Below are 20396 nucleotides of genomic sequence, written 5' to 3' on the forward strand. Positions count from 1 at the left end.
ATTTTTGAGAACTGACTAGAGCGAACTATGAGATTTATTGTTTCCACATCAACGTTATTAAAACATTTGCAGACTGTAAATGGTGCTTCAAGCAGCAGCACTGTTTTACCTATTCTGGAAAACTTCCTTTTTGAGATAAAAGACGGCAGTTTAACCATTTCAGCAACAGATTTACAGACGAGCATGACTACTTCTTTACCAGTTGAATCTAAAGAGGGTGGTAAAGTTGCTGTACCTGCAAGAATACTGTTAGATACTTTAAAGACGCTTCCAGATCAGCCTATTTCTTTCAATATAGATGATGCTTCTTTCTCTATCGAGATCAGTGCCGGTGACGGTAAATATAAATTGAGCGGAGAGAATGGAGATGATTTTCCGAAGATCCCTGTAGTGGAGAATGCGTCTTCCGTTAATCTCCCAGCTTCGGTATTAACTGAGGCCATCACTAAGACAATTTTTGCGGTAAGTAATGATGAGCTCCGCCCTGCGATGACAGGTGTATTCTGTCAGCTTTCCGATCAGCACATTACCTTTGTAGCTACCGATGCTCATAAACTGGTAAGATACAGACGTATGGATAGCAAGGCAGATAAGACCTCGTCTTTCATTCTTCCTAAAAAAGCATTAACACTATTAAAAGCAGCGCTTCCATCATCTGATGTAAATGTATCTGTTGATTATAATGCAACCAGCGCTTTCTTTAAATTTGAGAACATCAATTTGGTTTGTCGCCTGATTGATGAGCGTTATCCTGATTACGAAGCAGTTATTCCTGCTAACAATCCAAATAAATTGGTTATTGACCGTGCTTTATTTTTAAATACCTTAAGAAGGGTAGTTATATTTGCCAATAAGACCACGCATCAGGTTCGTTTAAAGATTAATGGTAGTGAATTAAATATTTCCTCAGAAGATCTTGATTTCGCTAACGAAGCACATGAGCGTCTGAGTTGCCAGTATGAAGGTGAAGATTTGGAAATAGGCTTTAATGCACGTTTCTTAATTGAGATGCTGGGTAACCTTAGCGGAGAAGAAGTAACGTTAGAATTATCTACACCTAACCGCGCAGGCTTGCTGATTCCTCAAACTAATGATGAGAATGAGAACGTTTTGATGCTGGTTATGCCGGTAATGCTCAACAACTACAATTAATTTAACATTTTTACGTATTACTATGGCTTGGTTATTAACCAGGCCATTGTTATTTTTACGTATTATTATATTGCTTTATAACGAAGAATCATGAAAAGAATACTTTTTTTAAGTCTGGGCCTGTTAATCCTGGTTTCTGGCTGCGTTAAAAAAGACGAAACACCAGTAGGTGAGGCTCATTTGAGGTTTGTTAACGCGGTTTCTGGCTCTGCATCACAAGATGTTTATGTTGGCAGCACATCTGTAAATCAACTGGGCTTGGGCTATGCGCAAGCAACCCCATACACAAGCGTTACATCGGGTATCAATTTGGTGTCCTTTGCAGATAAAGGAACCCTTGTAGCTAATGCCATTATTAATTATAATACAGAGATTGGCTCCTATTCCAGCGTTTATTATTATAAAAATCTTACCGGAACACTGGTAGCCGGAGCGATCAGAGACGACATGACTGAACCTCCGTCTGGAAAAGCCCGTGTTAGGTTTGTACATTTGAATAACTTTCTGGATAATTCTTTGAGGGTAAGCGCAGTTGGCGGTGCAGAATTATTTCCAGCATTGGTATTCGGAAGTGCCTCTGCTTATTTTGACGTGGCACCAGGTACAAAGTTTCAGGCGGCTGCTACTGGTGTAGTTACCTCTCCTGAAATCAATTTCAATGTACTGGCGGGTAAAATTTATACCATAGTGCTTACTGGTTCAGTGGCTACTGAATTGTATGCTTTTTCTCTACTACAAAATTAATTTTACTGTCTATATCAAGAAATATCATGGTTATTGCCATGATATTTCTATTTTTGGGCTTAATTTATAAAACTTGGAATTTTTCAACTTTCTCCTAGATTTTCTTTTACACATAGACAAACACCTTGAAGAAATCATCAGAGATTATCAGGGCTGGACATACGCTATACTCTTCTTAATCATTTTTGCTGAAACTGGTTTCGTAGTAACTCCTTTCTTACCAGGTGATTCCCTGCTTTTTGCTATGGGAACTTTAATTGCTGGTGAGAATACAGGACTTAACATCTGGGTAATGCTAATTCTATTGATCATTGCTGCGGTGCTGGGTAACTCCTTAAACTATAAATTGGGCAGTTTATTGGGCGTTACGGTATTTAAAGAGAAGAATAAGATTTTAAAGCTGGAATACTATAACCAATCGCACATGTTCTTTGAAAAGCATGGAGGTAAGGCGATCATATTTAGTCGCTTTCTGCCAATTTTCAGAACCATTGCGCCTTTTGTTGCGGGTGTGGCCAAGATGCCTTTCGGTAGGTTTACCTTGTTTAACATCATTGGAGGGGTAGCCTGGATTACTAGCCTACTCATGGCCGGTTATCTGCTTGGTCAGATTCCTGTGGTAAAAAAGAACTTTGACATTGTGATTGTCGTAATTGCTGTGGTAACTTTCTTCCCGGCTATTTTTGCAGCAATTAGGTCGAAATTTGTGAAGAAGGAAATACTTGACGAAAAAAGCTAAAAGCCTTCTAGGTTGGGCTGTCCGGCATCTACCCATGCAGAATACCAATAACTCCCTATTTGTAAAATAGAGCCGCGCATTTGCCGCTCTACCATGTTATTCATTTTGGTATGATAGGCTCTGGAGTACGCCTTTGAATATTGCTTTAACAATTGGTTTTTCCTTTTAGAGAAGTCCGATTTCTGAGCTGCACTATATTCATTGCCCACTTCCTTTTCACAGTTTAGAACAGAATCTACCAAGCTGTGCGTATGTTTTACAATCGCCCAGGATTGCTTTAAGGGTTGTTCTATATAAACTGCCCGGCCTACTGCATAATTGTACTCCTTTGAAAATAGTTCCGGCAGTCTGCTCTCCCAAAAAGCATGGATACCGGTTTGACCTGTTAGTTGACCGTTGTGGTTTTCAGTGGTGTGCAGCGGAACATGGGCGTCCGCGAGGTAATGGCCCAGATAAGCAGAACAGATTAGTATTTTCGCTGAGTCACGATCTTTAAATGCCTGCACTAGTTTGTAATAGCTCTTGACGATTTGCCATGGTAGTATGCCATTTCGGTTTAGCTTTGTGGTGCCGTATTTCTCAATGGCTTTGTCCCATTTCTCTGGTATGCTGTCTATGTTTTCTTCATAAAGCTCTACATCGAGATAATGCCTTGCAGCTTCTGTAGTGTCTGCATATCGGCGTTTATCGGGATCTACCGCATGTTCAGATAGGTAATCTATGTTCGCTTTGTAAAACCGAATCAGCCCGTTTGGAAGCGTAAATACCGCAAGCCGGTTGATCTCCTGATGGGCAAAAAAACCCCAGGATGCACAAGTACAAAGTACGGCAATGAGAAATGCCGAAATGAAAAAGTGTTTCAAGCTTATTTATCGATGCTTTTACCTTTCATAGCAGATGATACTGCAACATCCATGACACGCTCTGCAAATGGACGCGTAAACTCATTAAGCTCATCTGCTTTTTTAAGGATATCATCTTTTATGGCAGTAGATAGAGCAGACTTAAGGGCTTCTACGTACTGGGCGGTTTCGCTAATTTCTTCTGCAGTAAGAAATTCTCCATGCTTGGCCAAGAATCGCTCTGCGGTATAAACCAATTGCTCACCTTCGCTCCTCGCTTCAATTAGCATACGTTGCTCTACATCGCTTTTTGCATGGGTAATGCTGTCGATCAGCATTTTTTCCACGGTATCATCCGTTAGGCCATAGCTTGGTTTGATATCGATCTCTTGTTTTACTCCAGAACGCAGTTCAATCGCCTGAACGGTTAAGATGCCATCGGCATTTAACAGGAAATTGATATCCACCTTTGGTAATCCTGCTGGCATTGCAGGAATCCCCCTCAGTTCAAATTCAGCCAGTTTTCTATTCTCTGCTACCAGATCACGTTCTCCCTGAAACACGGAAATCTTCATGTTTACCTGTCCATCCAAAGAAGTGGTATATTGCCTGCCTGCTTTGGTTGGTACTTTCGCATTTCTTGGAATGATCACATCCATTAGTCCGCCCATGGTTTCAATGCCTAAGGATAATGGCGTTACGTCCAGCAGGAGGATGTCTGAACGGTTTCCGGCAAGGATATCTGCCTGGATAGCTGCACCAAGTGCAACCACTTCATCAGGGTTGATCTGGTCATGTGGCTTACGACCGAAGAACGCTTCTACCTGTTGTTTTACAAAAGGTGTACGGGTTGAACCGCCTACCATGATCACTTCATCTATAGCTGCAATCTCAAGTTTGGCATCGCCCAATGCATTCTTACAAGACTCAATCGTTTCCGCTACTCTGGAGGCAATTAAGCTTTCGAATGTTTGTTTATCAAGTGTACACCAGATTTCCCCTAACTTTTCGTTGAACAGATTCTGGGTACTTAATGCTTTTTTTGCTTCTTCAGCCTTTAGTCGCAGCGACTGCATCAGGCCTGAGTCTGTATCTAATTGTTCTTTTTGGATGTTGTTTTTCTCAATCCAGTAGTGAACAATAGCACGGTCAAAGTCGTCGCCACCCAGAAAGGTATTTCCGTTGGTAGAGAGGACTTCGAATATTCCGTTTTGAATGGACAGTATGGAAACATCAAATGTACCACCACCTAAATCATAGACTGCAATTGTTTTTTGTTGAGTTGGGTCAAGTCCAATTCCGTAAGCTAAGCTTGCTGCAGTGGGTTCATTTACGATCCTCAATACATCCAGACCTGCAAGTTTACCGGCATCACGGGTTGCTTGTCGCTGACTATCGTTAAAGTATGCCGGTACAGTAATCACCGCCCGGTTAACAGGTGTTTTTAGTGCATGTTCTGCACGTCCTTTTAGTTCCTTTAAGATCTCAGCAGATAATTCTATAGGAGTGTAGAACTTGTTGCCCGCTTTTATCTTAACCAGTGAATCATTCTCATCATCAATGATTTTGTAAGAGAAGATATCCTGGTGACTGGCTAAATCTTTATATGACCTGCCTAACAGTCTTTTTACTGAAAATATGGTGTTGGATGGGTCGGTAATTAAGAACTCTTTAGCTTCATTACCTACTAAGGCATCACCCTGTGCATTGAAGTGAACCACAGAAGGTACCAGTAAACCTTTGCCAGTATCATTGATAACTTGTGCATTCTTTTCTGGATTGATAAAGGCCACCAGGCTGTTGGTAGTGCCCAGGTCTATACCCACAATTAACTCTTCTTGCTGGAAAGAACCTGTTGCCAGGTTAATGGAGATTTTTGCCATAGTGCGGCAAATTTACAAATCTTTTTTATGGATATTGTAAAGCCAAAGTACTATATCCTGATAGCTGTCGGTACCCTTTGACTGATTATTGAGTTTCAGAAAGCGGTCGAAAGCTACATCTAAATAACCAAACATTTCATTATTATACCTGCGCCAGAAATTGCGGTCTGCTTCGAAGTCTCTGACTGTACCTTTATTTATTGTTGCATAAATGCGCTCATAATCATCAGGCGATTTGATCCGGATTTCGAATAAGATGCTTTTAAGCATGGCATATACAGCTGCATATCGAAAGAATTCATTTTTGCTGTTTGCGGCAACAAGGTATCCGATAAGATTTGCTTCATCTTCCCGACCAACTCCAAGTTGATGAGCGATTTCGTGACAAGCCACAAAAGGCAGTGCAACTGAGGGTAATCTCATGTTGATATTTGCTTCACCAGATAGCGGATTGTAATAGCCTTCTATGCCTATTTTGGTAATAATCCAGCTGTTTAGAACAGGTTTTACTGAAGGGATATGGTAGTCGAAGAATTGATTTTTCTGCTCCATAGCGAGATAGCCCTGACTAGAAATTTCTTTCAATTCGCTGATGCTGAATCTAGTCTTTTTAACCCCTTGTAAATAATTGAGTTTTTTAACAAATAACTCCCCTAGCTTAACCAATTGTGGGGTATTGTATTTTTCGTTGCTGATGCCCAACTGCTGAGCGATAGAAGGACGGGAATAGTTTAGTCCCCATGATAGTTTGAAGATTAGATACAGCAGCAAACAAAAATTGATGATTCTAAGTGGCATGATCACCCAGTCTGTTTTTCTTAATGAGTTTCTGAAGAGCCTCTTAAAGAAAATGTAAGCTTTTTTCAGGATATAAATGATCAGTCCTAGATAAAGGAAATCGCCAATGGCAAAGGGTAGGATCGAACTAACAAAGCGTTGGACAATTGATGTGAAAAGATAAAACCTGTCTGAATATATCGATTCTACCAGATGCTCATTTAGGCCAATAAGTAAAATGGCCAGGGCAATTGCGAAAAGAAGAAAGAGCCTTTTCAGTGGCTTTCTGTATGCTCTGTTCATTACCTGTTAAAGGTTAAGCGCTTACCTGTCTCATTAGTCGTGAATTTCCCTTTCATATATGCTAAATTGCCTGATACAAAGGTATGCGTAACTTCAGCCTGGAATGTTTGTCCCTCGAAGGGCGACCAGCCGCATTTATACAATACGTTTTGACGGGTTACTTTGTAAGGATCGTTTAGGTTTATCAGAAACAAATCTGCCCAGTAGCCTTCGCGGACAAAGCCTCTTTTATCCAGGTTAAAACAAGTAGCAACATTATGCGCTGTTTTTTCTGCAATCTTTTCCAGACTTATTTTGCCTTGGTGGTACATTTCCAGCAATGCAGAAATCGCGTGTTGTACTAGCGGGCCACCGGAGGGTGCCTGTAGGTAAGGTTGTTCTTTTTCTTCGATGGTATGTGGGGCATGATCTGTTGCAATGATGTCAATATGGTCATCCAGTACCCCTTTTAGGATACCTTGCTTATCCGCTTCAGTTTTTACAGCAGGATTCCATTTGATCCAGTTTCCTTTTTCAGCATAATCTCTGTCATCAAACCATAGGTGATGTATGCAAGCCTCTGCAGTGATGCGTTTGTCTTTAAGTGGAACTGTATTGTCAAATAAATCCACCTCTTTAGCGGTAGAAATGTGTAGGATATGTAACCTTGTATTGTGCTTTTTTGCTAATTCAACGGCCATTGATGAAGAAATGTAGCAAGCTTCTGCGCTTCTAATGAGGGGATGCATGGCCGGTGTAAGGCCATCTCCATACTGTTCCTTAAACTGAGCAAGGTTCCTTTGTATCGTGTGCTCATCCTCACAGTGTGTAGCTACGAGCATAGGTGCCTCTTTAAAGATATTCTCCAGTACGGTTTGGTTATCAACCAGCATATTACCTGTAGAAGAACCCATAAATACCTTAATGCCACAAACTTGCTTCGGATCAGTTTTTAACACTTCATCCAGATTATTATTTGAAGCGCCCATAAAAAAGGAATAATTGGCCAGCGACATCTCCGATGCAATTGCATATTTATCGGCAAGTAGTTCTTGGGTTAAGGTGTTGGGTACTGTATTCGGCATTTCCATGAAAGAGGTGATGCCACCTGCAACAGCCGCCATGCTTTCGGAAAATATATCCGCCTTATGCGTCAATCCTGGCTCCCGGAAGTGCACCTGATCATCTATCATTCCAGGAAATAAATGCAGACCTTCAGCATTGATCTCCTGATCTGCAGGCTGATCAATAACAGGCGCGATCTTGGCAATTAGACCGTCTTTGATAAAGAGATCGGCCACGATGATCTGACCTTCGTTTACAATTGAAGCCGATTTTATTAGGATGGTTTTCATTTTTGATCAAGATGGTGCTAATGTTTAAAGCTGTATTTAGTAGGTTCAAACTTAGAAAAAATAAATTAACGATACCCTCGATAAATGGTTTTTTATATAACGAAGCAGACTGAGCTGGCCCTGCCCTAAATAAAATTTGACTATTTTTGCAAAATGCCAAAAGAATTTGAAGCGTTTAATCTTAACCGACAGTTGCAAAATGCGATAGCCGATGCTGGATTTACAGTTGCAACCCCCATACAGGAGAAAGCAATTGCACCGATATTGTCTGGTCAGGATATTTTTGGTATTGCTGAAACGGGTACCGGGAAAACAGCTGCATACGTATTGCCCATTTTAATGAGCTTGAAGTATGCGCAGGGCGATGCTCCCCGTGCACTGATACTGGCACCCACCAGGGAACTGGCCATGCAAATTACGGAGCACGTAAAGATGTTTGCCAAATACACGGATCTGAGAACAGTAGTAGTTTACGGCGGCTTAGGTCCGAAAACCCAGATTGAGCAAATTAAGGCAGGGGTTGACATTATTGTTGCCACACCAGGCAGGTTCCTGGACATCTATCTTGCTAACCACATCAATACGCAATATCTGAAATTTCTAGTGCTGGATGAAGCAGATAAGATGATGGACATGGGATTTATAGGCTCCATACACCGGATCTTAGAAATAGTTCCGAGAAAGCGTCAAAATCTTCTTTTTTCAGCTACGATGAGTGATCTGGTGCAGAAGATTGCGGGCGACTTTCTAAAGAACCCAACTATAATTGAGGTTGCTCAGCAAGCTACACCCGCGGCTTCGGTAACACAGGCCTTATACTATGTGCCTAACTTTAAGACTAAGATTAACTTATTACAGCATCTTTTGAAGAATGTTGAAGAGTTTACCAGGTTAATCATTTTCTGTAAAACGAAGACAGTCGCTGATAATATCTTCAGTTTTATCGAAAGAAGGTTTGGGGCAGAAGCAGTTCGGGTGATACATGCAAATAAAGGGCAAAACACCAGGATTAATTCCATTAATAACTTTAAGGAAGGTAACATTAGGGTATTGGTTGCAACCGATGTGGCGTCAAGGGGAATTGATGTTTCAGAAGTGAGCCATGTGATTAATTTTGATGTTCCTATCGTAATAGAAGATTATGTACATCGAATTGGGAGAACGGGCAGGGCATTTGCCAAAGGCGACGCGCTAACGTTGTGTACAGATGCTGAAAAATATTACATTCAGAAAATAGAAAAATTGATCAGGCAGCAGATCCCTGTTGTACCTTTGCCAGAGGAAGTTTTTGTTGAGGAAACGCCTTACGAAGAAAAGCAGGCCATTAATAGGGCAATTGATGATCAGAAACGTAGGGATGACCCTGATTTTAAAGGTGCGTTTCATGAAAAGAAACATGCTGCAGCGATAGCTGCTGCTGCAAGAAATAAAACCAATAAGCAGCCTTCCTGGAAGAAAAAGAAGTTTAAAAAGTAAGAAAAGCAGTTGAAGGTAAAATTAACACCCTTAAATATTGTGTCTGCAGTATGTTTAACTGCCACTATCCTCTTGCTTTATAACAGGAGAGAATTGGTGAATGGTGCTGCTGCAAGCGGTCTTATTGATCTTATGGCCGGATTAAGTGTGCTGGCAGGTATCATTGCTTTTATTTCGGATCAGATCTTTAGAAAATTTATACCCAGTATCAAAAAGTTGTGGATCATAGAAGGTGTACTCGTCGTCTTTATGATCATTTTAATATTTATAATAAAAACAAGTATCCGCTAGATGAAAACAGCAGAAATAAAAATTACAGTAGAACTGGACGATAATAATGTTCCGGAAAATCTTCTTTGGGAATCAACAGATGCAGAAACACAAGAAAAAGTACCTGTTAAATCAATGATGCTGGCTTTGTGGGATCACAACTACAAAAACTCTATGCGTATAGATCTGTGGACCAAAGATATGCCTGTAGATGAGATGAAAAGATTTTTTTATGAGACCCTGCAAACGATGGGAGACAGTTTTCTTAAAGCAACGGGTGAGAAGCTTATTGTAGAAGATCTGCGTGATTACTGCGCTCATTTTGCAGATAAAATGGGCATCAATACAAGAGGTTAAACAATGAGAACTCAAGGTATTATAGGTGCTGCGATCATGGCAGTTGGGGGCATGAGCCCGTTGATTCACATCCCCGTCATCGGCAACTGGAATTACTTCGATGTAGACATGCGATTGGCCATTGTATTCTATTTACTTGTACTTGTTGGGCTAATTGGGGCTTTTGCAAGGAAAGTTGGAATGATCAGATTTGCAGGTTTTGGTGCTGTTGTTTTGGTACTGATTACATTATTCGGAATTTACCTGAAGTCGCACGATTCCTTTAGTTTCCTTCATTTTAAAAACCTGGTTAATCTTGCGGCTGGTTTGGTAAAATACAAGTGGGGCTGGTACGTCATCACTGCCGGGGCATTTATCTTAATCACAGTAAGGAAACCCAAACTAATTAGGGTAGTCTAATTGGTATCTCCCAATGTTTTGTGCTTTCTTTTGTGCTTAATTTGGATGTTCTTGAGATGCTCGTCCTTACTGATGATGCTGATATTTCCATCTACTTCCAGCATCGCTAGTTTTACATCCAGAAAATGATCGATGCCGTGCTCTCTCATCGATTCATGAAGCTCATCATTGGTAATGCCAAGCTTACTTAACAGGTTAAAATCTAGTTTGCCATTGTGTATCAATATCTGCGGCTTGTCGTTAATCAGGTCGCGTAGTCGTTTACTTTTGAAGAGTGATTTTTTTAAAATATAGTTGAGAACGAAGAGTACTGCGGCCGCGATGATTCCGCCAAGGAGGGAGGTGTTTGGTCCAACCATTGCATTTTGGACAGCGTTACTGATCAGTAAAATCAAGACTACGTCCGTTGCATTTAACTGCGAAAGTTCCTTTTTGCCGGTGAGTCGTATGGCCACCAGCATAAAAACATAGACTGCGGTGCTTCTTAAAGCAATATCCAGGTAAGGGTTCATGATTAGAATTTAAGTTCAGTTTGTCCTTTGCTCACCATTTCACGTTCGTGCTGCAGCAGCCACTTTTTTCTCCATAGGCCGCCTGCATAACCAACTAGTTTACCATCGCTTCCGATTACACGGTGACAGGGTACTACTATTGCCAGCTTGTTTTTGCCATTGGCGGCAGCTATTGCTCTAATTGCTAAAGGTTTGTGTGCAGAAAATTTGGCGTAAGAAGTAGTGTCTGCATATGGGATCTCCATTAGCGAGCGCCAAACTTCCTGTTGAAAATCTGTGCCTGTTTGTTTGAAAGGAAAAGAAAAGGACTTTGAACCCTCGTGGAAATAGGCTATCAGTTCCCTGGCGGCTAGTGTGGTTAAGTCATTCTCAGGATAGTTTTTGGGTTCTGCTTCTGCAAATGTGATTTCCACCACAACGTTCTCATCTGCGAAGATGCTAACGGGTCCAAGCGGTGAATCAATAATTGAGCAATAGTTTGACATTATCTTAAATGGCCAGTTGTGCCTAATACAATATTACAACAATACAACAATTTTAACATGGGTTAATTTACTAATAATATATCTTTGCTGCCTATGCAGTTTGTAAAGGAAGTTAAGCACTTATTGTACAAAGAGGTGATGCTGGAATGGCGCTCCAAATATGCCATTAACAGCATTCTTTTGTATGTAGTGTCGACCATTTTTGTCTGTTTCCTTTCGTTCAAGAGTATAGAACAGAAGATTACATGGAACGCCTTGTTTTGGATCATTATGCTTTTTGCTTCTATTAATGGTGTGTCTAAAAGCTTCTTGCAGGAAAGTAAAGGCAGACAACTTTATCACTATGTATTGGCCAGTCCTGCCGCCATTATTTTGGCTAAGACCATTTATAACGTGTTACTTATGGTTGTACTAACGACCATAGCACTAGCGGTATACATTGTCATTTTCGATTATACCCCTCCGGATCTGCCCATGTTTTACGTTTCCGTGATACTGGGTAGTTTAAGTTTTTCTACGATTTTTACCATGGTTTCGGCAATTGCGGCAAAGGCTGGAAATGGGGGGATGCTGATGTCCATACTCAGTTTTCCTTTGATCATCCCTGTAATGATTATACTGATCAAATTATCAAAGAACGCGATTGATGGATTAGATCGATCCGTTAGTTTGGACGAAATAGGGATATTGATTTTTATCAATGTCATCACCGTGTGTGCATCTTTACTGCTATTCCCGTATCTGTGGAGAGATTAAACAAATTTCTCATTACCTTTACTGACTAATTGATTTGGACATTGTTAGTCTAAAAATGGAGTTTTGTGAGGATGTTAATTCTTGCATTTAAAGATTAAACTGAATATAAATGTATAAAAGCTGGTGGAAAATTTTAGGCTCATTATTGGTGATCTATACGACAATTGGAGGCTTGCTTCTGGGCGTACCGCGGTTAGCGATTTTGAATGAGACCATTAGAAATCTATATTTCCATGTGCCGATGTGGTTTGGGATGCTAACGTTATTTTCCATTTCGGTTTGGTATAGCATCAAGTACTTACTGCATGCCAAAGACGAGGATGACCTAAGAGCAGTTGAAAGCGTAAATGTAGGGGTTGTGTTCAGTATACTGGGTTTGGTAACTGGTGCAATATGGGCCAAATTTACCTGGGGTCAGTTTTGGAGCTTTGACGTGAAGCAGAACTTTACAGCCATCGCTATTTTATTGTACTTTGCCTACCTGGTGCTTAGGAACTCAATCGACGAACAACAAAAGAGAGCGAAGATTTCGGCTATCTACAATATTTTTGCCTTTCCGATGATGGTTGTGCTGATTATGGTATTACCCAGATTATCAGACTCTCTGCACCCCGGTAACGGTGGTAATCCAGGCTTTAATAGCTATGATCTGGATAGCAAAATGCGAGCTGTGCTTTATCCGGCATTTATCGGCTGGTCTATTATCGGTTATTGGATATATACCCTTAGGTTTAGGATCCGAACTTTAGAAAACAAATAAATCTTGACATGATGAAAAAGTTATTAATGGCGTTGTTGCTGATGATTAGTTCTGTTAGTGTATTTGCCCAGGATGGTGGAATTGAGATGGCAGATGCGCTGCGAAGCAATGGTAAAATATACGTTGTGGTGGTCTGCATCGTTATTATATTGCTCGGTTTATTGGCCTATCTGTTTTCTTTAGACAAAAGATTAAAAAAGTTAGAAAAAAAATAAGCGGGGTAAAAACTTAATCTATCGCACACAATCGCCATTTTTAGTTGTTTTATGGTGTAGTGTGAGGCTTACACTAAGTGCGTTTGCATTTGCAATAATCATTTTTTTTAGTGCAATTTTGCCTTCGTAAATAATTAACTTATTTCAATTCATAAAAAACAACTAATGGCTAATACAGCAAATGAGAGCAATTTTTTTGCAGACGTATGCAAGAATTTTGACAGTGCAGCTAGGTTTACTTCACATCCAGAAGGGCTACTAAACCAGATAAAAGCTTGTAACAGTGTTTATCGTTTTCAATTTCCAATTCGCAGGGGCAATGGTTTCGAAGTTATCGATGCCTGGAGGGTAGAACACTCTCACCACATGAGCCCCACAAAAGGAGGTATCCGCTACAGCGACATGGTAAATGAGGATGAAGTAATGGCGCTGGCAGCCCTGATGACTTATAAGTGTGCCATTGTAAATGTGCCATTTGGTGGTGCCAAGGGTGGTATATGTATCAACCCAAAAAACTATTCGGTAGCAGAATTGGAAACGATTACACGTCGCTATACCACAGAATTAATCAAAAAGAATTTTATAGGCCCTGGTATTGATGTTCCTGCGCCAGATTATGGTTCTGGAGAACGTGAGATGAGCTGGATTGCAGATACTTATATGACCATGAACCCTGGCCAGCTTGATGCTTTGGGCTGTGTAACAGGTAAACCAATTGCATTGCACGGTATCCGTGGTCGTAAGGAGGCCACAGGAAGAGGGGTTGCCTACGCAGTTAGGGAATGCGTGAATGTTGCTGAAGATATGGAGAAAATCGGGCTGAAAGCCGGATTGGGTGATAAGCGGGTAATTGTACAGGGATTGGGTAACGTGGGTTACCATTCTGCTAAGTTTCTTGCTGAGTTTGGCGCAACCATTGTTGGCCTTTGCGAATTTGAGGGAGCGATCTATAACGAGAACGGATTGAATGTAGATGAGGTTTTTGCTCATCGCAAAAATACAGGCTCAATTCTGGGTTTTCCGGGTGCTAAAGATTTCAAGAACTCGATGGAAGGTTTGGAGCAGCCATGTGAGATACTAGTTCCAGCCGCACTTGAAAACCAGTTGACCGTTCAAAACATCAAAAATATTAAAGCAAAGATCATTGCAGAAGGTGCAAACGGACCAACTACGCCAGACGCCGAAGAGTTATTTACAGCGATGGGTGGTATCATCATTCCGGATATGTATTGTAATGCAGGAGGGGTAACAGTTTCTTACTTCGAATGGCTTAAAAACCTTTCACATGTGGCCTTTGGTCGCATGGAAAACCGTTATGCAGAAAATTCCAATACAAACCTGATCAACACGCTGGAAAGCTTAACCGGACAAAAAGTTCCTACTGAACACCGTTCAATGCTGATCAAAGGTGCATCAGAGCTGGAATTGGTAAACTCAGGCCTGGAAGATACCATGAGTCACTCTTATCATGAGATCCGGGAGAACTTGGTAAACAAACCGGGTGTCACTACTTTAAGAACTGCTGCATTTGTTGGGTCTATAGATAAAATAGCTGTTTCATACATGAACCTCGGCGTTTGGCCATAAGTTTTAGAGAAATAATTTTAAACCGCAACACGCTGGTGCTGCGGTTTTTTTATGTCAGAATTTTGCTATTAAGTGCTTTGTAATAATCTGGATGCCAGCATTAACGTATATTACTATATGAGAAACTTAAGAGTCTTTTTATTGCTAGTGTTAAGCCTTTCCTTGGGATTGGCGGCTTGTCGCGATGGCCAGCATTTGGAAAGTAAAGGTGGTTTTGCTGTTTTGCCTAATCCTAAGAAAGGAGAGGCCATAGCTAACTTTTCAGGTGGCTGTTTTTGGGCTACGCAGGAATGTATGATAGAGCTTAAAGGTGTAAGGTTAGTAGTGAGTGGTTATGCCGGCGGAACCAAAGCAAATCCAACATATGATGAGGTAACAAGTCAGCAAACGGGGCATGCAGAATCAGTACAAGTATATTACGATCCAACTGTGATCAGTTTTAATAAGCTTGCCACCGCATTTTTCCATGCACATGACCCTACGCAGGTTGACGGACAAGGTCCGGACCGAGGTTCCGACTATCGTTCAATTGCTTTTTTCCGTACAGAACAGGAGCGAAATACCTTGGATAGCTTGATTTCCGAGATCAATGAGAAAAACAACTACGCTCCACCAGTGGCAACTGAATTGATACCTTTTACCAAATTTTATCCAGGAGAGAGTTATCATCAGGATTACTATAAAAAAAATAGCTGGGAACCCTACGTCAATAATGTATCAAAGCCAAAGGTACTTAAGCTCAGAAAAGCATTACCAGAATTGATAAAATCTGAATACCAGGACTAATTGTCAGAGAACTATCAATAAACAGCCATCATTCTTAATTGCACCAGCCCAAAAGATTATAGGTACTTATATTTTTTATCTTTGTATGATCTAAAATCCAGTTACAAAGATGAGAAAGAGTGCAATCATTGGTTTAATAACAATAGCAATTTGTGTGGGCTTTTTAATTAGCCTGAATGCAGATACAAGTAGCTATTCTACATTTACTGAAGCTGCAAGAGATGCCAGGGAATTTCATGTAATGGGTTTTTGGGAAAAAGAAAAAGGTATTTATTACGATGCTCAGAAAGATGCCAATCATTTTTCTTTTTATATGAAAGATCAAAAAGGTTCTGTGAATAAGGTAGTTTATAATGGGACTAAGCCTCAGGATTTTGAAAGATCTGAAAAACTTGTTCTCATAGGTGAGATGAAGTCCGGAACTTTCTATGCTTCAAAAATATTGATGAAATGTCCATCGAAATATAACAATGATCTGGTAGAGGTCAAGCAGGACGGTAAAGTCGAAAAATACAATTAATCTTAATGGATATTCAATTTATAGGAGAAAACCTCCTTCCGGGTAAAATCGGCCAGTTCTTTATCGTTCTTGCATTTGGAGCATCCCTGCTTTCAACTATTTCTTATTATTTTGCAGCTACAACTAAGGATCTTCAAGATCGTTCCTGGAATCTTCTAGGTAGGATAGCCTTCTTGATCAACTGGTTATGCGTTATTGGGATTGGCAGTACGTTGTTCTATCTCATTCTTAACCATTATAACGAATACTATTACGTATGGTCGCATTCCTCTAAGGAGCTGCCTGTTTACTATATTGTTTCTGCTTTCTGGGAAGGGCAGGAGGGTAGTTTTTGGCTATGGGCTTTTTGGCAGTCTTTACTTGGAGCCATACTCATCTGGAAAGCAAAAACCTGGGAAAATGGGGTAATGACTGTTGTTGCTTTCTCTCAAGTATTTTTAACCTCTATGCTTTTAGGCGTTCAAATTTTTGGTCAGCGCATCGGGAGTTCTCCCTTTATCCTGTTAAGAGATGCCATGAATTTAAAGGAAATGGCGCCAATCTTTGCAGATCCTGAAAATTTTAAGAACTACCTGAAGTTTATAACCGACGGTAGGGGTTTGAATCCTTTGCTTCAAAATTATTGGATGGTGATACATCCCCCAACCCTGTTCCTCGGCTTTGCCAGTATGGTGGTGCCCTTCGCTTACGCGGTATCGGGAATCTGGTTGAGAAAATACAAAGAATGGATTAAACAAGCTATGCCCTGGGCTCTTTTTGCCGTGATGGTATTGGGAACGGGAATTATCATGGGTTCCTTCTGGGCATATGAGGCTTTAAACTTTGGTGGTTTTTGGGCCTGGGATCCAGTAGAAAACGCCTCCATTATTCCATGGCTTACACTGATTGCAGGAGTACACGTGATGATTGCCTTTAAGAATACAGGTCATGCCTATTTTACCGCAATTGTATTGGTGTTCTTAAGCTTTATCCTGGTGCTATATGCTTCATTCCTAACCAGGAGTGGAATTCTCGGGGAAACATCAGTACATGCCTTTACAGATTTGGGAATGTTTGGTCATCTCATTTTATACAATGTGGTGTTTTTAATTTTTCCGGCTGTATTGCTTATTGTCAGGTGGAAAGAATTACCTATTACAAATAAAGACGAAGAAACCTATTCAAGAGAATTCTGGATGTTTATTGGATCTTTGGTGATTACTATCGCTTGTATACAGGTGATATTTGTCACTTCAGTGCCGGTATTTAATGCAGCATTTGGAACCAACTTCGCTCCGCCCATCGATGCGGTTAAATACTACAACCAATGGCAGGCGCCTTTTGCTATCCTGGTTACCATTATATCTGGCTTTACCCAGTTCATGAAGTATAAGAGGACAGATACCAGGAAATTTTACAGCAGCTTATTGGCTTCTGTGTTGTTTTCAGTAGTAATCACAGCTGGGTTTGTTTACATCACCGCCGTTTATCAAAACCTGATGTTTATTTTGCTAACTTTTAGCTGCATTTTTGCCATAATGTCTAATGCCAAGATCCTTGGACTGGCATTTGGCGGCAAGAAGAAACTGGTAGGAGCTGCAGTTGCACACATCGGATTTGCGCTGTTGCTTTTAGGAGCTTTAGTTGCGGCAGCTACAAACAAACCAATCTCTCTGAACGCGTCTAACTTTATTCCTGTAAAGGATTTTGAAAAAGCAGATAAACCAGGAGAGAACATTGTCCTTTATAAGAACGAGCCTAAAAAAATGGGACGTTATACAGTTACCTACGTGAGCGATACAATTGTTGCTCCAAATACATTCTATAAACTCAATTTTAAAGTGTATGACGAAAAGACCCGTGCACTTAAAGAAGATTTTGACTTGAATCCACATATACAGTCTAATGAGAAAATGGGTCTTATCGCTTCTCCTGATACCAAGCATTATCTTACGCATGACATTTATACTCACGTTACCAGTGCACCTATAGACAAAGCGGCGAATCATGATGATCATGACGGACATAGCGAAGAAGAGAATTATAAAGCGCCCAGGATTGCAACCGTTAGTGTAGGAGATACCCTGCATGTGAGCAGTGGGGTGTTGACAGTAAAGGCTTTAAACACTAAGCCATCCGCCAAAAATTTAGTATTGGCAGAAGGAGACCTTGCTGTTGGCTTGCCGGTCGAAATAAATGTTAGTGGAAAGATTTATAAGACAGAGCCAATCTTTCTTGTGAAGGGCAATAATGTTTTTGACTTCGCCCGTAATGTTGATGAACTGGGGCTACGACTTCGGTTTACAAAGGTGATACCAGAGCAGGGTAAAGTTGAACTTCAGGTTTATGAGAAACCCCAGCAAGCTAAGGACTGGGTAGTTTTTAAATCTATTGAGTTTCCGTACATCAATTTGTATTGGGCTGGCACAATTGTAATGGTTATTGGTTTTCTGATCTCTATATTCAGGAGACAAAAAGAAGTTAAAACCGCTTAATGAAAATAGTATTTGTTGGATCTGGTAATGTTGCTACGCATATGGCCCATGCTTTTTATGCACAAGGACAACAAATACTGCAGGTGTGGAGCCCTAATTTCCAGAATTCGTCCAAGCTTGCATCTCTTGTAGAAGCTCAAGTTGTTTCTTCGATAGCAGGATTGGATCAACATGCCGATTTGTATATTGTTGCCGTAAAAGATGATGCAATTGCTGAAGTAGTTGGTAACCTGAATACTGTTAAAGGTATTGTGGTTCATACTTCCGGAACTACAGATATTAGTATCCTGTCATCTTTAAAAGATTATGGTGTACTTTATCCTTTACAAACCTTCTCCAAGTCTAAGAGTCTGGAATTTAAAAGTATACCGCTTTGTATTGAGGCATCAGATGAACGTGTAATAAATCGGTTAGAGAAAGTTGCAAGTATAATAAGCAGTGCGGTTTTCCATATGGACAGTAAGAAGCGTAGGTTATTGCACTTGTCGGCCGTATTTGCCTGTAATTTTGTGAACCACCTTTATTCATTAGGGAACCAGTTACTTGAGGGATCAGGAATTCCATTTGAAATACTTCGTCCGCTTATTCTGGAGACCGCGCTGAAAGTACAAGATGCATTTCCTGAGCATGTCCAAACGGGTCCTGCAATCAGGCGTGATCAAACAACAATCGCAGCCCATCTACAGCTGCTTAAAGATAGTCCTGAATTGGCGGGAATTTACCAAACATTAAGTGATAGTATTAAAAAAAGCAATCAATAGATACAATTGCGGTTTTTGGTGCTTATTTTTGCGATATAATTATGAGTATTTATAAATTAAAGATAAATTTTGAAGAGCAAGGTAAAGAATCCATTGAACTGCCTATAGCTGGCGGGGAGGACGTTTTAGACGTTTGTTTGGATAATAATATTGAACTTCAACATAACTGTGGTGGTGTTTGCGGTTGCAGTACTTGTCACGTCTATGTGATTAAAGGTATGGATAACATCCAGGAAATTTCTGATAAAGAAGAAGATTTCATAGACAGGGCAGTACGTCCAAGGATTACCTCCAGATTAGGCTGCCAGTGCGTAGTGATCAATGGCGATATTGAAATTACCATACCTGATCAATCTGAATTCTTAGGTCACTAATCAAAAATCAAATCAAAGAAAACATGCAAGAAAAATTTGCTTTACCGATATACTGGAATGATCACGAAGATATTGCCCAGGAACTCTATGAAAAGTTTGGTGACGGCTTTAACGAAGCTAAAATTTATAGAATCAGGTTCACGGAATTGATCGACTGGGTACTAGAATTGCCGAACTTTAAAGGTACAAGGGAAGAAAGTACTGAAGGACACCTGGAGCAGATTCAATCTGCATGGGTTTATGAATGGAGAGATAACCAGGATTAATCATGTTGCTGCAAAAGCTAAAGCTAGTCAATACCTTTATATTTGACGTAGATGGTGTGCTTACTGATGGCAGCATACTCGCCTCAGATTCTGGGGAGTTTTTGAGAACGTTTAATATCAAAGACGGATACGCTTTGCAATTGGCCGTGAAAAGAGGCTTTCTTGTATGCATTATTTCCGGAGGAAAAGGCATGGCAATGCAAAAGCGTTTTGAAGGATTGGGTATCCAGGAAATCTTTTTACATGTATCCGATAAGGTGCAAGTTTTTAATGATTTATTGACAAAATATAATCTTGTTAAAGAGGAAGTATTATACATGGGAGATGATATTCCTGATCTTAAAGTAATGAACCTTGTGGGTGTTCCTACATGTCCTGCTGATGCAGTGCCGGAGATTAAAACCATATCTGCTTACATCTCTCCATATCTAGGCGGTAAGACTGCAGTAAGGGACATTGTAGAAAAAGTAATGCGCTTGCAGGGTAAGTGGTTCGATGAGCAACCTGATGCCTCCGATTCGGGTAAATAAATGTTTCTTGTTTTGCAACGGCTATGTTACAATGCTTCATTAAACTTAATAGAGTAGGGTACCTCTAACCTATACAAAACAATTAACCTTTATA

At 40.4% G+C, this 20396-nt stretch carries 24 protein-coding genes; 18 read left to right on the forward strand and 6 right to left on the reverse strand.

The genetic code is table 11. The annotated features are described in order from the left end of the window. Positions 1-27 precede the first annotated feature (27 nt). The 3 genes from dnaN (at position 28) to ACXZ1K_RS08460 (ending at position 2635) form a co-directional block, all read left to right on the forward strand. Positions 28-1152, forward strand: coding sequence for a DNA polymerase III subunit beta (gene dnaN / locus ACXZ1K_RS08450; protein ID WP_458972945.1), 1125 nt, complete (start codon positions 28-30; stop codon positions 1150-1152). A 90-nt stretch (positions 1153-1242) separates the two neighbouring features. Beyond that, positions 1243-1896, forward strand: coding sequence for a DUF4397 domain-containing protein (locus tag ACXZ1K_RS08455; RefSeq protein WP_458972946.1), 654 nt, complete (start codon positions 1243-1245; stop codon positions 1894-1896). A gap of 73 nt (positions 1897-1969) precedes the next feature. Continuing rightward, positions 1970-2635, forward strand: coding sequence for a DedA family protein (locus ACXZ1K_RS08460; RefSeq protein ID WP_458972947.1), 666 nt, complete (start codon positions 1970-1972; stop codon positions 2633-2635). Here the strand turns inward: ACXZ1K_RS08460 and ACXZ1K_RS08465 are convergent. The 4 genes from ACXZ1K_RS08465 to ACXZ1K_RS08480 are packed head-to-tail and all read right to left on the reverse strand — an operon-like array spanning position 2632 to position 7774. Next, positions 2632-3498 carry a zinc dependent phospholipase C family protein gene (locus ACXZ1K_RS08465; protein ID WP_458972948.1) on the reverse strand — a complete coding sequence of 289 codons (867 nt, stop codon included), beginning with the start codon at positions 3496-3498 and terminating at the stop codon, positions 2632-2634. The two genes, ACXZ1K_RS08460 and ACXZ1K_RS08465, sit on opposite strands and share 4 nt — an antisense overlap. A gap of 2 nt (positions 3499-3500) precedes the next feature. Next, positions 3501-5360 carry a Fe-S protein assembly chaperone HscA gene (gene hscA, locus ACXZ1K_RS08470; RefSeq protein ID WP_458972949.1) on the reverse strand — a complete coding sequence of 620 codons (1860 nt, stop codon included), beginning with the start codon at positions 5358-5360 and terminating at the stop codon, positions 3501-3503. Positions 5361-5372: 12 nt separating this feature from the next. Next, positions 5373-6440, reverse strand: a complete 1068-nt coding sequence (locus ACXZ1K_RS08475; RefSeq protein WP_458972950.1) for a DUF3810 domain-containing protein — start codon at positions 6438-6440, stop codon at positions 5373-5375. Then, the gene (locus tag ACXZ1K_RS08480; RefSeq protein WP_458972951.1) at positions 6440-7774 is read right to left on the reverse strand and encodes a dihydroorotase; all 1335 of its coding nucleotides are present in this window, start codon (positions 7772-7774) and stop codon (positions 6440-6442) included. Before ACXZ1K_RS08480 ends, ACXZ1K_RS08475 begins: the two co-directional genes overlap by 1 nt. Before the next feature lie 153 nt (positions 7775-7927). On the opposite strand from ACXZ1K_RS08480, the gene ACXZ1K_RS08485 reads away from it, so the two are divergent. From ACXZ1K_RS08485 to ACXZ1K_RS08500, 4 genes are read left to right on the forward strand one after another with little or no spacing between them, the layout of a single operon-like run. Beyond that, on the forward strand, positions 7928-9250 hold the full coding sequence (locus ACXZ1K_RS08485) for a DEAD/DEAH box helicase (protein WP_458972952.1): 1323 nt from the start codon (positions 7928-7930) through the stop codon (positions 9248-9250). Between the two features lie 39 nt (positions 9251-9289). Next, complete coding sequence (locus ACXZ1K_RS08490) at positions 9290-9541, forward strand: hypothetical protein (RefSeq protein WP_458972953.1); 252 nt, start codon at positions 9290-9292, stop codon at positions 9539-9541. Continuing rightward, complete coding sequence (gene gldC / locus ACXZ1K_RS08495) at positions 9542-9877, forward strand: gliding motility protein GldC (protein WP_458972954.1); 336 nt, start codon at positions 9542-9544, stop codon at positions 9875-9877. A 3-nt stretch (positions 9878-9880) separates the two neighbouring features. Then, positions 9881-10276: a hypothetical protein gene (locus tag ACXZ1K_RS08500; RefSeq protein ID WP_458972955.1), complete on the forward strand. Its 396-nt coding sequence runs from the start codon at positions 9881-9883 to the stop codon at positions 10274-10276. On the opposite strand, the gene ACXZ1K_RS08505 is transcribed toward ACXZ1K_RS08500, so the two are convergent. Together ACXZ1K_RS08505 and ACXZ1K_RS08510 are read right to left on the reverse strand one after the other, a co-directional pair. Then, positions 10273-10788 carry a DUF421 domain-containing protein gene (locus tag ACXZ1K_RS08505; protein ID WP_458972956.1) on the reverse strand — a complete coding sequence of 172 codons (516 nt, stop codon included), beginning with the start codon at positions 10786-10788 and terminating at the stop codon, positions 10273-10275. The two genes, ACXZ1K_RS08500 and ACXZ1K_RS08505, sit on opposite strands and share 4 nt — an antisense overlap. Before the next feature lie 2 nt (positions 10789-10790). Continuing rightward, positions 10791-11273, reverse strand: coding sequence for a methylated-DNA--[protein]-cysteine S-methyltransferase (locus tag ACXZ1K_RS08510; RefSeq protein WP_458972957.1), 483 nt, complete (start codon positions 11271-11273; stop codon positions 10791-10793). Between the two features lie 93 nt (positions 11274-11366). Between ACXZ1K_RS08510 and ACXZ1K_RS08515 the strand changes: the two genes are divergently transcribed. From ACXZ1K_RS08515 to ACXZ1K_RS08565, 11 genes are all read left to right on the forward strand, one after another. Continuing rightward, positions 11367-12029, forward strand: a complete 663-nt coding sequence (locus tag ACXZ1K_RS08515) for a heme exporter protein CcmB (RefSeq protein ID WP_458972958.1) — start codon at positions 11367-11369, stop codon at positions 12027-12029. 109 nt (positions 12030-12138) lie between these two features. Then, complete coding sequence (ccsA, locus tag ACXZ1K_RS08520; RefSeq protein ID WP_458972959.1) at positions 12139-12789, forward strand: cytochrome c biogenesis protein CcsA; 651 nt, start codon at positions 12139-12141, stop codon at positions 12787-12789. 8 nt (positions 12790-12797) lie between these two features. Then, entirely contained in the window at positions 12798-13004 is a 207-nt protein-coding gene (locus ACXZ1K_RS08525) for a CcmD family protein (protein ID WP_458972960.1), read from the forward strand. Between the two features lie 165 nt (positions 13005-13169). Continuing rightward, the gene (locus ACXZ1K_RS08530; protein ID WP_458972961.1) at positions 13170-14591 is read left to right on the forward strand and encodes a Glu/Leu/Phe/Val family dehydrogenase; all 1422 of its coding nucleotides are present in this window, start codon (positions 13170-13172) and stop codon (positions 14589-14591) included. A 117-nt stretch (positions 14592-14708) separates the two neighbouring features. Further along, on the forward strand, positions 14709-15377 hold the full coding sequence (gene msrA, locus ACXZ1K_RS08535; RefSeq protein ID WP_458972962.1) for a peptide-methionine (S)-S-oxide reductase MsrA: 669 nt from the start codon (positions 14709-14711) through the stop codon (positions 15375-15377). Positions 15378-15486: 109 nt separating this feature from the next. Beyond that, on the forward strand, positions 15487-15897 hold the full coding sequence (locus tag ACXZ1K_RS08540) for a cytochrome c maturation protein CcmE domain-containing protein (protein ID WP_458972963.1): 411 nt from the start codon (positions 15487-15489) through the stop codon (positions 15895-15897). Positions 15898-15902: 5 nt separating this feature from the next. Beyond that, entirely contained in the window at positions 15903-18371 is a 2469-nt protein-coding gene (ccsA, locus tag ACXZ1K_RS08545; RefSeq protein WP_458972964.1) for a cytochrome c biogenesis protein CcsA, read from the forward strand. Then, positions 18371-19132, forward strand: a complete 762-nt coding sequence (locus ACXZ1K_RS08550; RefSeq protein WP_458972965.1) for a Rossmann-like and DUF2520 domain-containing protein — start codon at positions 18371-18373, stop codon at positions 19130-19132. Before ccsA (ACXZ1K_RS08545) ends, ACXZ1K_RS08550 begins: the two co-directional genes overlap by 1 nt. A 41-nt stretch (positions 19133-19173) precedes the next feature. Continuing rightward, positions 19174-19506, forward strand: a complete 333-nt coding sequence (locus ACXZ1K_RS08555; RefSeq protein ID WP_458972966.1) for a 2Fe-2S iron-sulfur cluster-binding protein — start codon at positions 19174-19176, stop codon at positions 19504-19506. A 23-nt stretch (positions 19507-19529) separates the two neighbouring features. Next, the gene (gene iscX / locus ACXZ1K_RS08560; protein WP_458972967.1) at positions 19530-19772 is read left to right on the forward strand and encodes a Fe-S cluster assembly protein IscX; all 243 of its coding nucleotides are present in this window, start codon (positions 19530-19532) and stop codon (positions 19770-19772) included. A 2-nt stretch (positions 19773-19774) separates the two neighbouring features. After that, complete coding sequence (locus ACXZ1K_RS08565) at positions 19775-20302, forward strand: KdsC family phosphatase (protein WP_458972968.1); 528 nt, start codon at positions 19775-19777, stop codon at positions 20300-20302. The last annotated feature ends 94 nt before the right edge of the window (positions 20303-20396 follow it).

Source organism: Pedobacter jaeyakensis (assembly GCF_054461315.1).